This window comes from Streptomyces caatingaensis (assembly GCF_001187435.1).
In the GTDB taxonomy this organism is placed as follows: domain Bacteria; phylum Actinomycetota; class Actinomycetes; order Streptomycetales; family Streptomycetaceae; genus Streptomyces; species Streptomyces caatingaensis.
The window spans coordinates 523,266-537,150 of the sequence record NZ_LFXA01000009.1 but is presented as its reverse complement, the minus strand read 5'-3'; the positions used below and the strand labels follow the sequence as shown (position 1 = coordinate 537,150).

Genomic DNA, 13,885 nt, shown 5'->3' with positions numbered 1-13,885 from the left:
GACCGCCCCGTACGTCTCCCCTCGGACAGGCAGGTGCTTCCATGTTTCCCGCGCTTCCCGCGACACCCTCCCCTTCCGCGCGCCCGTCCCGGCGGAGAGGCCGGCACGCGGCGGCCGCCCTGGCCGCCGGGGCGCTCGTCCTCACCGCGTGCAGCAGCGGGGGCGGGGGCGGCGGGACCAGGGGCGAGGGGCCCGGCTCCGACAAGAACGTCTCCTCCAACTACACGATCGGCACCGCCGCCGACTCCAAGGGCCCCGCGCCCGAGGTGCCCGGGGCGAGGAAGGGCGGCACGGTCGGCGTCCTCCAGCGCGACGCCTTCCCGCACCTGGACCCCGGGCAGATCTACTACAGCGACGTCCTCACCGTGCAGATGCTCTACAACCGCACGCTCACCACGTACCGCGTGGACGGCAAGGGCCGCGTCACGCTCGTCGGCGACCTCGCCACGGACACCGGCACGCCCTCCGACGGCGGCCGCACCTGGACGTACACCCTCAAGGACGGGCTGAAGTTCGAGGACGGCTCGCCGATCACCTCCAAGGACATCCGCTGGGGCGTCGAGCGGCTCTACGCCTCCTTCGAGACCGACGGCCCGCAGTACATCCAGCAGTGGCTCTCCGGCGAGGGCACCACCTACCGCAAGGCGCTGCCCGACGGGCCGTACGGCGGCAAGCACCTGCCGTCCTCGGTGCTGGACACCCCCGACGACAAGACGATCGTCTTCCACTTCGCCACGCCGCACGCCGACACCCCGTACGCCGTCGCGATGCCGAGCATCGGACCGGTCAAGGCCGAGAAGGACGGGCAGCGCAAGTACGACAACGCGCCCTTCTCCAGCGGCCCTTACCGCGTCGGCGACCACAAGGTCGGCAAGTCGCTGACGCTGGTGCGCAACGAGCACTGGGACCCGGCCACGGACCCCGTCCGGCATCAGTACCCCGACCGCTTCGAGATCAGCTTCGGCCACCAGTTCGGCGACTCCACCCGGCGCTTCCTCGCCGACCAGGGCTCCGACAAGGCCGCCATGTCGTTCACCAACGCGGTGGCGCCCGAGATGACGCAGAAGGTGCTCGACCGGGCGGACACCAGGGGCCGGCGGTTCGACGAGGTCCAGCCCTACGTCGACTACATCAACTTCAACACGAGCCGCCTCAAGGACGTCCGGGTCCGCCGGGCCCTCGCCTACGCCATGCCCAACGGCCAGATCGTCCAGCAGATGGGCGGGGCCACCGCCGCGCAGCTCGCCCCCAACCTGCTGTCCCCCGCCGTCGACGGCTACGTCCCCAGCGACCCGTACGGCAAGAGGGCCAAGCCCGCCGGAGACCCCAGCAAGGCCCGGCAGTTGCTCAAGGAGGCCGGCAAGGAGGGCCAGGAGATCGTCTACGCCTACCCCAACACCGACATCCAGCAGCGGGTCTCCGTCGTCGTCACCCAGGCCCTCGAACGGGCCGGCTTCAAGGTGCAGCGCAAGGAGATCGACTCCAACACCTGGCGCAGCGCCATCTCCGACACCAAGAACTCCTTCGACATCTACCGCAGCAGCTGGGGCGCCGACTGGCCGGTCGCCTCGACGATCGTGCCGCCTCAGTACGACGGGCGCGTGATCGCGGACGGCGCGCAGAACTACAGCCACCTCGACGACCCGGCGGTCAACGCCGAGATCGACCGCATCAACGCGATCGCCGACGTGAAACGGGCCGCCCCGCTGTGGCAGAAGCTCGCCGACAAGATCCTGAAGGACGACGCGCCGTCCGTGCCCACCTTCTACAACCTCCAGTTCTCGCTGTGGGGTTCAGGGCTCGGCGGGGTCAAGTACCACACCGTGTACGGCAGTGCCGACCCGACGTCCGTCTACGTGAAGTAGCGCCGCGCCATGCTGAGATTCCTCGTGCGGCGGGTGCTCGGCGCCGCCGTCATCGTCCTGCTCATCAGCGCGATCACGTTCTTCCTGTTCTTCGCGCTGCCGTCGCAGCCGGCGCTGATGTCCTGCGGCAAGAACTGCACGCCCGACGCGCTGGCCGTCATCAACCGCAACCTCGGGCTGGACGAGCCCGTCCCCGTCCAGTACTGGCACTACGTCGTCGGCGTCTTCGCCGGCCGGGACCTGACCGTGGGGCACTGCCCCGCGCCCTGCCTCGGCTACTCCTTCTCCAACCAGCAGCCCGTCTGGGACACGATCATGGACCGCTTCCCGACCACCCTGTCGATCACGCTCGGCGCGGCGGCCGTCTTCCTGGTGGCCGGGGTGGGGCTGGGGATGATCGCGGCGGCGTTCCGGGGCACGTGGGTCGACAAGGTCGTCAGTTCGCTGTCGCTGCTGGGGCACTCCCTCCAGGTGTACTTCCTGGGGGTGGTGGCCCTGGCGGTGCTGGTGAGCGGGCTGCACTGGCTCGACAACCCGGAGTACCACCCGATCACGGAGGATCCGGTGAAGTGGTTCACCGGCATGATCATTCCGTGGCTGGTGCTCTCCGTCATCTTCGTCGCCAACTACACGCGGATGACGCGCTCCCAGATGGTCGAGCAGCTCGCGGAGGACCATGTCCGCGCGGCCCGCGCGAAGGGGCTCCGGCGGCGGACGGTCTTCTTCCGCTACGCCTGGCGCGGGGCGATGACGCCGATCGTCACCCTCTTCGGCATCGACCTCGGCTCGCTCTTCGGCGGCGCGATCATCACCGAGACGACGTTCAGCCTCCACGGGCTGGGACGGCTGGCGGTCACGTCGGTGAGCGAGACGGATCTGCCGACGCTGATGGCGGTGATGCTGGTGGGGTGCACGGCGATCGTGGTGGCGAACATCGTGGTGGACGCGGCGTACGCGGTGATCGATCCCCGTGTGCGACTGGCCTAGCCCCGTGCCCCGGTTCCTCCCCGGAGGGGGGCGCCCCCCGCTCCGCACCCACCGACCCACGGAGGCCCCTGTGACCACCACCCCCGCCCCCTTCCTCACCCTCCGCGACCTCCGCGTCCAGTTCCCCACCGACGACGGTGTCGTCAAGGCCGTCGACGGTCTGAGCCTCGCCCTGCCCCGGGGAAGGACCCTCGGCATCGTCGGCGAGTCCGGCTCCGGGAAGTCCGTCACCGGCCTCGCCGTCCTCGGCCTCCACGACCCCCGGTCCACCCGGATCTCCGGCAGCATCCTCCTGGACGGGCAGGAGTTGACCACCGCCCCCGAGCCGGCGCTGGAAAAGCTCCGCGGCGCCCGCATGGCCATGGTCTTCCAGGACTCCCTCACCGCCCTCTCCCCCTACTACACCGTCGGCCGCCAGATCGCCGAGCCGTTCCGCAAGCACACCGGCGCGTCCCGCCGCGACGCCCGGCTGCGGGCGGTCGAGATGCTCGGCAAGGTCGGCATCCCCAACCCGGCCCGCCGCGTGGACGATTACCCGCACCAGTTCTCCGGCGGCATGCGGCAGCGCGCGATGATCGCCATGGCCCTGGTCTGCGACCCCGAGCTGCTGATCGCCGACGAGCCGACGACCGCCCTGGACGTCACCGTCCAGGCCCAGATCCTCGACCTGCTGGGGGACCTCCAGCGGCAGACCGGTTCGGCCATCGTCCTCATCACCCACGACCTCGGCGTCGTCGCCGGCACCGTGGACGACCTCCTGGTGATGTACGCGGGACGGGCGGTCGAATACGGCCCGGTCGGGGACGTCCTCGGCGCCCCCCGCCATCCCTACACCTGGGGCCTGCTCTCCTCCGTGCCCCGCCTCACCTCCGACGTGACCAAGCCCCTCTCCCCCGTCCCGGGCGCGCCGCCGAGCCTGCTGGACCCGCCGCCGGGCTGCCCGTTCCACCCCCGCTGCGCGTACACGGAGCGGGTCGGCGGCGACCGCTGCCGCACCGAGCGGCCGGAGCTGCCGGAGGGCCGCGGCGCGGCCTGCCACCTGGGCCCGGAACGCGCCCGCGCGCTGTTCGGCGGGGCCCGCCGCACCGGCACGGGAGGCGACAGGCCATGAGCGGTGAACTCCTGCGCGCCGAGGGCCTGGTGAAGCACTTCCCCGTCCTCGGCGGCTTCCCCGTCCGCCGCCGCGTCGGCGCCGTCCGCGCCGTGGACGGCGTCGACCTGACCGTCCGCGCGGGCGAGAGCTTCGGGCTCGTCGGGGAGTCCGGCTGCGGCAAGTCCACGACGGGCCGCCTGCTGACCCGCCTCCTGGAACCGACCGCGGGCCGCGTCACGTACCGGGGCCGGGACATCACCCACGCGAGCCGCAAACAGCTCGCCCCCGTGCGCCCCGAGATCCAGATGATCTTCCAGGACCCGTACGCGTCCTTCAACCCCCGCCAGACCGTGGGACGGATCATCTCGGGCCCGATGGAGATCAACGGCATCCGGCCGCCCGGCGGCCGCGAGGCCCGGGTGCGGGAGCTGCTGGCCACCGTGGGGCTGAGCCCGGAGCACTACAACCGCTTCCCGCACGAGTTCTCCGGCGGCCAGCGCCAGCGCATCGGCATCGCCCGCGCGCTCGCCCTCGAACCCAGGATCATCGTCGCGGACGAGCCCGTCTCCGCGCTGGACGTGTCGATCCAGGCCCAGGTGGTCAACCTGCTGCGGACGCTCCAGGAGGACCTGGGCATCGCCTTCCTCTTCATCGCCCACGACCTCGCCGTCGTACGGCACTTCTCGCAGCGCGTGGCCGTGATGTACCTCGGCAGGATCGTCGAGACCGGAACCCGCGACGACATCTACGGGCACCCCCGCCACCCGTACACCCGCGCCCTGCTCTCCTCCGTGCCGAGCACGGACGCGGAGGAGCGCCGCGACCGCATCCGCCTCACCGGCGACGTCCCTTCCCCCGCCGACCCGCCCTCCGGCTGCCGCTTCCGCACCCGCTGCTGGAAGGCCCGGGACAAGTGCGCCACGGAGGAGCCGCCCCTGATCCGGGCCGAGGGCAGCGCGGAGGGCCACCTCTCCGCCTGCCACTTCCCGGAGGCGACACCGTGTGTACGGTAAGTCGTTGTCCATGCGGCACCAACTCGTCGTTCCAGCACAGGAGATAACCCCAGATGGCGACAGCGCAGCACCCCGGCCTCCCGGACAACGCCCCGCCCTTACCCGCCCGCCCGCCGGCGCCCCCCGGCACCGTGGACCTGCGGGTCACCAGACGGCTGCTGTGGGTGGGCCGGGCCGCCTACCCGCTGCAGAACATCGCGCGCGTCCACACCTCCACCCTCCAGCCCCGGCGCAAACAGGCCGTCATCCGCTTCCTGCGGAACGTCGCGCTCACCCTCGCCGTGGCGTTCGGACTCACGATCGTCGGCGGCGCCACCTCCCTGTCGAGCGAGGGCGCCGCCACCGGCATCATCACGTTCGTCTGGCTCGGCACCCTGGCCGCACTGATCCTCTACGTCGTGCAGCTGCTCTCCGTCCTGGCGGCCACCCCCCTCCACGTGCTGTCCGTCGAGACCTCCGGCCCCTCCCACGCCCTGGTCACCAGCCCGGACCCGCACCACCTCGACCAGCTCGTCGGCCGGATCTCCCACGCGATCGAGAACCCCGGGGCCGAGTTCCAGGTGACGGTGGAGAGCATCATGGTCAATCCGCGGAGCTACTACTTCGGGGACAACGTCAACATGTACGGCGGCACCGGCAACGTGGGGATGGCGAGCTGATGAGCGGCGACCACTACTACTTCGGCGACAGCGTCACCATGCACGGCGGGACGGGCAACACCGGCATGGTCAAGAACCAGGCCCCGGCGGGACCCCCCTCCGACGACGCCCTCCGCACCGCCGTCGAGGAACTCCTGCGCGCGGCCAGGGAGTTGCGCCCCAGCCTCCCGCCCGCCGGCGCCCGCGCCCTCGACGACACCCTCCCGGACGTCACCGACCCCGCCCCCGCCCGCCCCCAGGACCGCCACCGCGCCCTCCTCGCCGTCGCCGGCATCGCCGCCACCGTCGGCACCGTCGGCCAGCCCCTCCTCGACGCGGTCAACCGCGTCCTGGAACTGCTGGGCGCGGGGTGACGCGGCACACGCGCCGCGTCCAGCGTCACCCGCGCGGAGACCCGCCGATCCCGCCGGACGGCGGCGGCACCGTCCGGGCGGGCCCGGTGGAGAGGTAGGTGACGCGCTCCCCCGGGTCCCCCGCCCGGATCCGCCCGGCCCCCCACGGCCGGGCACGCCACGCCGTGTCCGAGGTCTCCAGCACGTGGAACGTCCCGGGGTCGACGACCAGCCGCCTGCGCCAGTCGTCCCCCTTCAGGTCCATCTCGACGGCGGTGCCGGCGCGTCCGGTGCTGTCCTTCACCCGCTCCGTCACCCGCACGCCGGGGATCCGGGTGAGGACCTCGAACAGCGCGGCGCGGACCGGGGGTTCGGCGGGCGACCGCGCGAGCAGCGCCGCGATGCCGTTGAAGAGGCCCTCCTCGGCCGTGTCCCCCCCGGCGCTCCCGACGAGCCGCTTGCGGAGCGCCGCCGGATCCGTCGGCAGCTTCCCGACGTCGTCCCAGGTGACCGGCTTGCCGGGCACGTCGTACGCCATCTGCCGGGTCTCCGTCGAGAAGTCCCCCGTCTCCAGGACGGTCCCGTCGCCCATCTGCTGGAGCGCCTTGTCCCGGCCGAACCAGAGCGTCTCGTACGTCTTCCGCGGCCCTTCGCCCTTGCCGACCGCCCAGCTCCACGTCACCGTCCGCACCTTCCAGTACGGCGCCGGCTCCACCCGTTCCCGCACCGCCGTCCGCCCCGCCGCCGGGGAGCCGTGCCCGCCCCCGGAGCCCGACCACGGCTGGACCGTGACGCCCAGGGCGACCGCCACGACCGCCGCCGCCGAGACGAGCACGGGCAGGCGCCGCCGCCACTTCCGCACCGGGACGGCCGCGGCCGCCGGCTCCCGGACGAGCTCGACGCCCCCGTCCGCGTCCTCCTCCGGGCCGGCGGCGGCCCGCCGCACCGCGGCCAGGGCGGCGGCGACGACGTCCGCCGAGGGCGGCGCGACCTCGCCCGCGGCCCGCAGCCGCCGGGCGCCCGGGAAGGCGAGGACGTCCTCGTCGTTCCTGTCCTGCTGCCCGGTCATGCGAGGTCTCCTGTCAGGGGAAGCGGGGCGGAGGGGGAGAGCGCCGCGCGCAGGCGCGAGCGCGCCCGGTGCAGGCGGGAGCGGGCGGTGCCCGCGGGGACGCCGACGACGGCCGCGGCCTCGGTCGGGCTGAGCTGCTCCCACGCGACGAGGAGCAGCAATTCACGCTCCGCCGCGGGCAGTTCGGCGAGAGTGCGGCGCATCAGCGGCGCGACCGCCGCCGCGTCCAGCCGCCGGTCGACGGCGTGCCACGGGTCGCTGCTCGCCTCGCCGGCGAGCGCGGCGCCGGATACGGGACGTTCCAGCCCGCGCCAGTGTGCGGCCAGCACGTTGCGGGCCACGCCGAAGAGCCACGCCCGGACGGGCCCGCGGGCCGCGTCGTACGTGGCGCGCCCCGCGTACGCCCGCAGCCACGCCTCGGCCAGAAGGTCGTCCGCGGCGCCGGGGGCGCGGCGCGCGAAGTAGCCGTGCAGCGCCGCGGAATGGCGCTCCACGAGCGGTTCGAAGGCCGACGCGTCCGTTCCCGAGCGCGTCAGCAGTTCCTCGTCCGTCGCCACGGACCTCCCCTTCCCCCGGCCGCCCGGTCGGCGGCCTCCACCCCCTTCTTGTGTCCGCCCCGCGCGAGCGTTCGCGCCCCCGCGCGGGCGCCGCCTCAGGTGGCGTCCTCGCCGTCCCCGGGCGCCCCCGGTTCCGCCGCGAAGTGGCACGCCGAGACGTGCGCGGCCGGTCCGCCGGTCCCGCGGAAGCGCTCCGGGACGACGAGGGGCGGCACCTCTTCGGCGCACTTGCGCTGGGCCTTCCAGCAGCGGGTGCGGAAGCGGCAGCCGGACGGGGGGTTGGCGGGGGAGGGGATGTCGCCCAGGAGGAGGATCCTCTCGCGGCGGGCGCGGGCGTCCGGGTCCGGGACGGGGACGGCGGAGAGGAGCGCCTGGGTGTACGGGTGCGTCGGGTGCTCGTAGATCTGCGCGTCCGTCCCCACCTCGGCCAGCCGCCCGAGGTACATCACGGCGACCCGGTCGGAGATGTGGCGGACGACGGACAGGTCGTGGGCGATGAAGACGTACGAGAGGTCGAAGGCGGCCTGGAGCCGTTCCAGCAGGTTGACGACCTGGGCCTGGACGGAGACGTCCAGCGCGGAGACGGGTTCGTCCGCGACGATCACCTCCGGGCGCAGCGCCAGCCCGCGCGCGATGCCGATGCGCTGGCGCTGGCCGCCGGAGAACTGGTGCGGGTAGCGGTTGATGTGCTCGGGGTTGAGGCCGACGACCTCCAGGAGTTCGCGGACCTTCTGGCGGCGGCTGCCCTTGGGGGCGGCCTCGGGGTGGATCTCGTAGGGCTCGCCGATGATGTCGCCCACCGTCATGCGGGGGTTGAGCGAGGTGTAGGGGTCCTGGAAGACCATCTGGATGTTGCGGCGGACGGCCTTCAGCGCGCGGCCGGACAGCCGGGTGATGTCCTCGCCCCGGTAGCGGATCTCCCCGGCGGTGGGCCGCTCCAGGTTGACCAGCAGCCGGCCGAGGGTGGACTTGCCGCAGCCGGACTCGCCGACGACGCCGAGCGTCTCGCCGCGCCGCAGGTCGAAGGAGACGCCGTCCACCGCCCGGACGGCGCCGACCTGCCGGCGGACGAGGACGCCCTGGGTGAGGGGGTAGTGCTTGACGAGCCCCCGCACCTCCAGCACGGCCTCGCCGTCGGGCCTCACCGCCGCGCTCCCGCGTCGTCGCGGTCCTCGAGGGTCTCCTGCCAGAAGTGGCAGGCGCTCGTCCGTTCCGGGCCGACGGTGTACAGGGGCGGGCGGTCGGTGTGGCAGACGTCCCGGGCCCTGGGGCAGCGGGGGTTGAAGGGGCAGCCGGGCGGGATGTCGGTGAGGCTGGGCGGCAGGCCCTTGATGGCGTGCAGTGGGCGGCCCTTGCGGTCCAGGCGGGGCACGGAGTCGAGCAGGCCGCGGGTGTAGGGGTGGGCGGGGGCGGCGTACAGCGCGCGGACGGGGGCGGTCTCGACGATCCGTCCCGCGTACATCACCGCGATCTTGTCGGCGACGTCGGCGACGACGCCGAGGTCGTGGGTGATGAGGACGAGGCCCATGTTGAACTCCCGCTGGAGTTCGGCGAGGAGGTCCATCACCTGGGCCTGGACGGTCACGTCCAGGGCGGTCGTCGGCTCGTCCGCGATGATCAGGTCCGGCTCCAGCGCCATCGCCATCGCGATCATGATGCGCTGGCGCATGCCGCCCGAGAACTGGTGCGGGAAGTCCCCGACGCGCTCCTCCGCCGCGGGGATGCGGACCCGCTCCATGAGCTGGACGGCGCGGGTGCGGGCGTCCCGCCGCGTCATGCCCTGGTGGACCTCGAACATCTCGGCGAGCTGGGCGCCGACGGTGAGCACCGGGTTGAGCGCGGAGAGCGCGTCCTGGAAGATCATCGCGAGCCGGTCGCCGCGCAGCCGGCGCCGGTGCTCCTCGCCCATGGTCAGCAGGTCCTGGCCGCGGAAGAGCACCTCGCCGGCGGTGATCCGGCCCGGCGGGGTGTCGAGGATGCCCATGACGGCCTGGGCGGTCACGGACTTGCCGGAGCCGGACTCGCCGAGCACGGCGAGCGTCTCGCCGGCCTCGACGGTGCAGCTGACGCCGTTGACGGCCTTGGCGACGCCGTCCCGGGTGCGGAACTCGACGTGCAGGTCGCGCACGTCCAGCAGGGCTTCGTTCACGGCCGCCTCCCTCAGCGCAGCTTGGGGTCGAGGGCGTCGCGGACCGCGTCGCCGAGCATGATGAACGCGAGCACCGTGAGACTCAGTGCCCCCGCGGGCCACAGCAGCATGTGGGGCGCGTTGCGGATCTGGGTCGAGGCGTTGGAGATGTCGATCCCCCAGGAGACGGTGGGCGGCCGCAGGCCGACGCCGATGAACGAGAGCGTCGCCTCCAGGGCGATGTAGGTGCCCAGCGCGATGGTGGCGACGACGATGACGGGGGCCACCGCGTTGGGCGCGATGTGCCGCAGCAGCAGCCGGGCGTCACCCGCCCCGAGGGCGCGGGCGGCCTGGACGTAGTCGTGCTGCTTGGCGGCGACGACGGCGCCGCGCGCAATGCGGGAGATCTGCGGCCAGCCGAGCAGGACGATGAAGCCGACGACGGGCCAGACCGAGCGGCCGGTGACGACGGAGAGGAAGACGAGGCCGCCGAGGATGATGGGGATGCCGAAGAAGACGTCGGCGAGGCGGGAGAGCACGGCGTCCCACCAGCCCCCGTAGTACCCGGCGAGCCCGCCCAGCACGCTGCCGAGCAGCGCGGCGCCGGCGGTGGCGCAGACGCCGACCGTGATGGAGGCGCGGGCCCCGTGCACGGTGCGGGTGAAGACGTCGCAGCCCTGCGCGTCGAAGCCGAAGGGGTGGCCGGCCTGCGGCCCCTCCTGGGACTTGGCGAGATCGCACTGCAGCGGGTTGCCGCCCGCGACGAGCGAGGGCCACACCGCGATGAGCAGCAGGAAGACGATGACCAGCGCGGAGAGCACGAAGACGGGGTTGCGCCGCAGGTCGTGCCAGGCGTCGGTCCACAGGCTGCGGGCCTTGGCGCTGCGCGCGGTGCCGGGGACGGGGCCGCCCTCCAGCGACTCGGCCTCGCGGGTGGCCAGGCCGGCGGCCCCGCCGGCGGCGGACCCGACGGCGTCCCGCGCCTCGGGGGGAATGCGGTCGGTGGGCTCAGGCATGGCGGATCCTCGGGTCGAGCACGGCGTAGAGGAGGTCGACGACCAGGTTGGCGACGAGGAAGACCAGGACGAGGACGGTCACGAAGCCGACGACGGTGGGCGAGTTCTGCCGCAGGATGCCCTGGTAGAGCTGGTAGCCGACGCCGTGGATGTTGAAGATCCGCTCGGTGACGATGGCGCCGCCCATCAGCGCGCCGACGTCCGCGCCGATGAAGGTGACCACCGGGATCAGGGAGTTGCGCAGCAGGTGGCGCAGGACGACGCGGTGGCGCGGCAGCCCCTTGGCGACGGCGGTGCGGATGTAGTCGGCGCGGGCGTTCTCCACCAGTGAGGTGCGGGTCAGCCGGGTCACGTACGCGAGCGAGACCAGGCCCAGCACCACGCCGGGCAGCAGGAGCTGGGCGAAGGCCGCCTCGGGCGGGACGGTCGGCGGGACGAGTCCCCACCGCACGCCGAAGAGGTACTGGAGGACGTAGCCGCTGACGAAGGTCGGTACGGAGACGACGACGAGGGTGAGCATCAGCACGGTGGTGTCGGCGGGCCGGCCGCGCCGCAGCCCGCCCGCGACGCCGAGCGCGATGCCGACGACGACCTCGAAGAGGACGGCGACGATCGTCAGCCGGATCGTGACGGGAAAGGCGTCGGCCATCAGCTCCAGGACCGGCTGCCCGGTGAAGGCGGTGCCGAAGTCGCCCGTCAGCACCTGGCCCATGTAGTGCAGGTACTGCTTCCACAACGGCTGGTCGAGGTAGAGCTCCTGGCGGATGCGGGCGGCGACGGCGGGGTCGGGGGCCTTGTCGCCGAAGAGCGCGGCGACGGGGTCGCCGAGCGCGTAGACCATGAAGAAGATCAGGAAGGTGCTGCCGGCGAACACGGGGATCATCTGGAGCAGCCGACGGACCACGTACCGCCCCATGTCACTCCCTCACTCGGCCTTTCACTTGACCTTGATGCGCTCGTAGACGGGCACGCTGAACTGATTGAGCGCCACGTCGGAAAGCCCGGCGGCGTAACCGGCGTTCCCGTTCTGGTACCAGAGCGGAACGGCCGGCATCCTCTCGGCGAGGATCCGCTCGGCCTCCTGGAACGTGGCGACGGCCGCGGCCGTGTCGGACTCGGCGTTGGCCCGGTCCACCAGCCCGTCGAAACGGGCGTCGCTGAACTTCCCGTAGTTCGACGAGGCGTTGGTGCCGAACTGCGGCTGGAGGAAGTTCTGGATGAGCGGGTAGTCCATCTGCCAGCCGGACCGGAACATCCCGCTCATGGCCTGCTGGGCGATCCTGCTGCGGAAGTCCGCGAAGGTGCCGACGGGGTTGACGGTGCAGGCCCGGTCGTCGCCCAGCACGTTGTTGATGCTGTTGCACACGGCGTCCATCCACACCCGGTGGGAACCCGTGTCGACATTGGACGTGACGGTGACCCGGCCGCCCGGCAGCCCCCCGCCCTCCCGGATCAGCCGCCTGGCCGCCGCCGGGTCGTACGTGCACGCCGCACCGCACAACCCGGCCTTGTATCCGCCCTTCTCGCCCAGCACCGGGGAGGTCCAGTCGGTCGCCGGGGTACGGGTGTCCCGGTAGATCTGCGAGGTGATCTGCCCCCGGTTGATCGCCATGGACAGCCCCCGGCGCACCTTCTCGGCCCCGGGCCGGTTCCATTGCGCGTCGTACAGCGGGAAGACGAGCGTCTGGATGATGCCGGCGGGCTGGTTGATGTACCGGCCGTCCAAGTCCTTGCGGACATTGCGCAGCTGGGTGCTGGGAATGTCGTCGACGAGGTCGATGTTGCCGGCCTGGAGGTCGGCGTACGCGGTGTTGCTGTCCGTGTAGACCCGCAGTTCCACACCGTTGTTCTCGGCCTTGTCCGGCCCGGGGTAACCGTCCCATCTGCTCAGCCGCATCGCGGAGCCGCGGGTGTACGAGTCGATGGCGTAAGGCCCGTTGCCCACAGGCTTCTTGAGCCAGCCGTCGTGGTCCTCGAAGAAGGCCCGCGGCAGGGGCGCGAAGGCCGGGTAGCCGAGCGTCCCCGGCCAAGTGGAGAATTTCGTACGGAGTTTGACGGTGAAGGTCCGGTCGTCCTTCAGGGCCAGCCCGGAGAGCGTCTTCGCGGTGGCCGCACCCGACTCCGGATGGACCTTCTCATACCCATCGATATAAGCGAAGAACGAAGCGTTCCGCTGCTTGTTGTCGGCCAACGCGGCGTAATTCCAGGCATCCACGAAGGACCGCGCCGTGACGGCCTCGCCATTGCTGAACGTCCACCCGCCCCTGACCTTGACCGTGAAGTTCTGCGCGTCCTTCGACTCGATCCTCTCGGCCAGCATGTCGACGGCGGCGCCGGTCTTCGGGTCGTACTTCTTCAGCCCGCGGAAGATGAGGTCGAGGACCTTGCCCCCCTGGACCTCGTTGGTATTGGCCGGCTCCAGCGGATTCTGCGGATCCCCCCAGGAGGCCCGCACGACCCCGGGCACCCGCCCACCCGCACCACCGCCGCAGCCCCCCACGGCGACCACCAGGAGAAGGCCGAGAACGGCACCGGCAACCCGGCCGGCCCGCGTCCGCACGCCTCCTCGCATGGGCTGCCTCCTGGGGTGCCGGGTTCCGGGTACGGCCAAATATCACCGATTCGATCACTCGGCGCACTCCCATGAACGCTGAATGTACGCCTCCGGCCGGAGAATCCGCCCGTATGCGGGAGCTTCGGGACGGCACCCACCCGGGGAACACCGGAGTCCATATCTGTGTCAGGTACCGGCCCCACGAAATCCGGTCGGGTTTTCCCTTGCCTTCATGAGTGACGGCTCTCTACAGTCCTGACCAGTTCGCGGAGCTCACCGAACTCACATTCCCAGCTCGCCTGTTCGTAATCGACGCGCGGGCCCCACCGGTAGAGGAGCATTCCCATGCCGCACGTGAACCTTGACGGCCTTTCCGAGTCCCTGGACATCACGGACCTCGACCTCGACGTGAACGTCCCGGAGACGGACTTCACCTCCACCAAGTACGTCGGCTCGACCTCCACCTGCAACAGCTGGAACGGCCACGTCTCCCGCTGCTGGAACTGCAACTGATCGATCGGCCCGGCCGGTGAACCGGGGGCGGCACTGCCCGCGCCGCCCCCGGCACGGCCGATTCCAGGGGGAACGGCTTGCTGTACGACCACTACGAAG

General features: G+C 72.0%; 14 protein-coding genes. 7 read left to right on the top strand and 7 right to left on the bottom strand.

Annotated features, from left to right (window positions below):
* The first annotated feature begins 41 nt into the window (after nucleotides 1-41).
* The 6 genes from AC230_RS15655 (at nucleotide 42) to AC230_RS15630 (ending at nucleotide 5,970) form a co-directional block, all read left to right on the top strand.
* Nucleotides 42-1,865 carry an ABC transporter substrate-binding protein gene (locus AC230_RS15655; RefSeq protein ID WP_049716780.1) on the top strand — a complete coding sequence of 608 codons (1,824 nt, stop codon included), beginning with the start codon at nucleotides 42-44 and terminating at the stop codon, nucleotides 1,863-1,865.
* A gap of 9 nt (nucleotides 1,866-1,874) precedes the next feature.
* Complete coding sequence (locus AC230_RS15650; RefSeq protein WP_049716779.1) at nucleotides 1,875-2,852, top strand: ABC transporter permease; 978 nt, start codon at nucleotides 1,875-1,877, stop codon at nucleotides 2,850-2,852.
* Nucleotides 2,853-2,922: 70 nt separating this feature from the next.
* Complete coding sequence (locus AC230_RS15645; RefSeq protein WP_049716778.1) at nucleotides 2,923-3,963, top strand: ABC transporter ATP-binding protein; 1,041 nt, start codon at nucleotides 2,923-2,925, stop codon at nucleotides 3,961-3,963.
* Nucleotides 3,960-4,958, top strand: a complete 999-nt coding sequence (locus AC230_RS15640) for an ABC transporter ATP-binding protein (RefSeq protein ID WP_049716777.1) — start codon at nucleotides 3,960-3,962, stop codon at nucleotides 4,956-4,958. Before AC230_RS15645 ends, AC230_RS15640 begins: the two co-directional genes overlap by 4 nt.
* Before the next feature lie 53 nt (nucleotides 4,959-5,011).
* The gene (locus tag AC230_RS15635; RefSeq protein ID WP_049716776.1) at nucleotides 5,012-5,617 is read left to right on the top strand and encodes a DUF6232 family protein; all 606 of its coding nucleotides are present in this window, start codon (nucleotides 5,012-5,014) and stop codon (nucleotides 5,615-5,617) included.
* Nucleotides 5,617-5,970: a hypothetical protein gene (locus tag AC230_RS15630; RefSeq protein WP_049716775.1), complete on the top strand. Its 354-nt coding sequence runs from the start codon at nucleotides 5,617-5,619 to the stop codon at nucleotides 5,968-5,970. The genes AC230_RS15635 and AC230_RS15630 overlap by 1 nt, the downstream gene beginning before the upstream one ends.
* A 25-nt stretch (nucleotides 5,971-5,995) precedes the next feature.
* On the opposite strand, the gene AC230_RS15625 is transcribed toward AC230_RS15630, so the two are convergent.
* From AC230_RS15625 to AC230_RS15595, 7 genes are all read right to left on the bottom strand, one after another.
* Nucleotides 5,996-7,018 carry a hypothetical protein gene (locus AC230_RS15625; RefSeq protein ID WP_049716774.1) on the bottom strand — a complete coding sequence of 341 codons (1,023 nt, stop codon included), beginning with the start codon at nucleotides 7,016-7,018 and terminating at the stop codon, nucleotides 5,996-5,998.
* Complete coding sequence (locus AC230_RS15620) at nucleotides 7,015-7,575, bottom strand: RNA polymerase sigma factor (protein WP_049716773.1); 561 nt, start codon at nucleotides 7,573-7,575, stop codon at nucleotides 7,015-7,017. Before AC230_RS15620 ends, AC230_RS15625 begins: the two co-directional genes overlap by 4 nt.
* A 95-nt stretch (nucleotides 7,576-7,670) precedes the next feature.
* Nucleotides 7,671-8,765 (bottom strand): ABC transporter ATP-binding protein, encoded by a 1,095-nt coding sequence (locus AC230_RS15615; protein ID WP_422125598.1) that lies wholly within the window; start codon nucleotides 8,763-8,765, stop codon nucleotides 7,671-7,673.
* Nucleotides 8,717-9,724, bottom strand: coding sequence for an ABC transporter ATP-binding protein (locus AC230_RS15610; protein ID WP_049716771.1), 1,008 nt, complete (start codon nucleotides 9,722-9,724; stop codon nucleotides 8,717-8,719). Before AC230_RS15610 ends, AC230_RS15615 begins: the two co-directional genes overlap by 49 nt.
* Before the next feature lie 11 nt (nucleotides 9,725-9,735).
* The gene (locus AC230_RS15605; protein ID WP_049716770.1) at nucleotides 9,736-10,719 is read right to left on the bottom strand and encodes an ABC transporter permease; all 984 of its coding nucleotides are present in this window, start codon (nucleotides 10,717-10,719) and stop codon (nucleotides 9,736-9,738) included.
* Nucleotides 10,712-11,635, bottom strand: coding sequence for an ABC transporter permease (locus AC230_RS15600; protein ID WP_049716769.1), 924 nt, complete (start codon nucleotides 11,633-11,635; stop codon nucleotides 10,712-10,714). Before AC230_RS15600 ends, AC230_RS15605 begins: the two co-directional genes overlap by 8 nt.
* Before the next feature lie 21 nt (nucleotides 11,636-11,656).
* Nucleotides 11,657-13,291, bottom strand: coding sequence for a peptide ABC transporter substrate-binding protein (locus tag AC230_RS15595; RefSeq protein WP_078871273.1), 1,635 nt, complete (start codon nucleotides 13,289-13,291; stop codon nucleotides 11,657-11,659).
* Nucleotides 13,292-13,618: 327 nt separating this feature from the next.
* On the opposite strand from AC230_RS15595, the gene AC230_RS32595 reads away from it, so the two are divergent.
* Nucleotides 13,619-13,786 carry a hypothetical protein gene (locus tag AC230_RS32595; protein WP_157868584.1) on the top strand — a complete coding sequence of 56 codons (168 nt, stop codon included), beginning with the start codon at nucleotides 13,619-13,621 and terminating at the stop codon, nucleotides 13,784-13,786.
* Nucleotides 13,787-13,885: the final 99 nt, after the last annotated feature.

Bases quoted from the DNA above. Each gene is read 5' to 3' on its own strand.
- AC230_RS32595 (WP_157868584.1), top strand. From the start codon at position 13,619: ATGCCGCACGTGAACCTTGACGGCCTTTCCGAGTCCCTGGACATCACG.
- AC230_RS15600 (WP_049716769.1), bottom strand. From the start codon at position 11,635: ATGGGGCGGTACGTGGTCCGTCGGCTGCTCCAGATGATCCCCGTGTTC.
- AC230_RS15640 (WP_049716777.1), top strand. From the start codon at position 3,960: ATGAGCGGTGAACTCCTGCGCGCCGAGGGCCTGGTGAAGCACTTCCCC.
- AC230_RS15630 (WP_049716775.1), top strand. From the start codon at position 5,617: ATGAGCGGCGACCACTACTACTTCGGCGACAGCGTCACCATGCACGGC.
- AC230_RS15655 (WP_049716780.1), top strand. From the start codon at position 42: ATGTTTCCCGCGCTTCCCGCGACACCCTCCCCTTCCGCGCGCCCGTCC.
- AC230_RS15605 (WP_049716770.1), bottom strand. From the start codon at position 10,719: ATGCCTGAGCCCACCGACCGCATTCCCCCCGAGGCGCGGGACGCCGTC.
- AC230_RS15635 (WP_049716776.1), top strand. From the start codon at position 5,012: ATGGCGACAGCGCAGCACCCCGGCCTCCCGGACAACGCCCCGCCCTTA.
- AC230_RS15650 (WP_049716779.1), top strand. From the start codon at position 1,875: ATGCTGAGATTCCTCGTGCGGCGGGTGCTCGGCGCCGCCGTCATCGTC.
- AC230_RS15625 (WP_049716774.1), bottom strand. From the start codon at position 7,018: ATGACCGGGCAGCAGGACAGGAACGACGAGGACGTCCTCGCCTTCCCG.
- AC230_RS15595 (WP_078871273.1), bottom strand. From the start codon at position 13,291: ATGCGAGGAGGCGTGCGGACGCGGGCCGGCCGGGTTGCCGGTGCCGTT.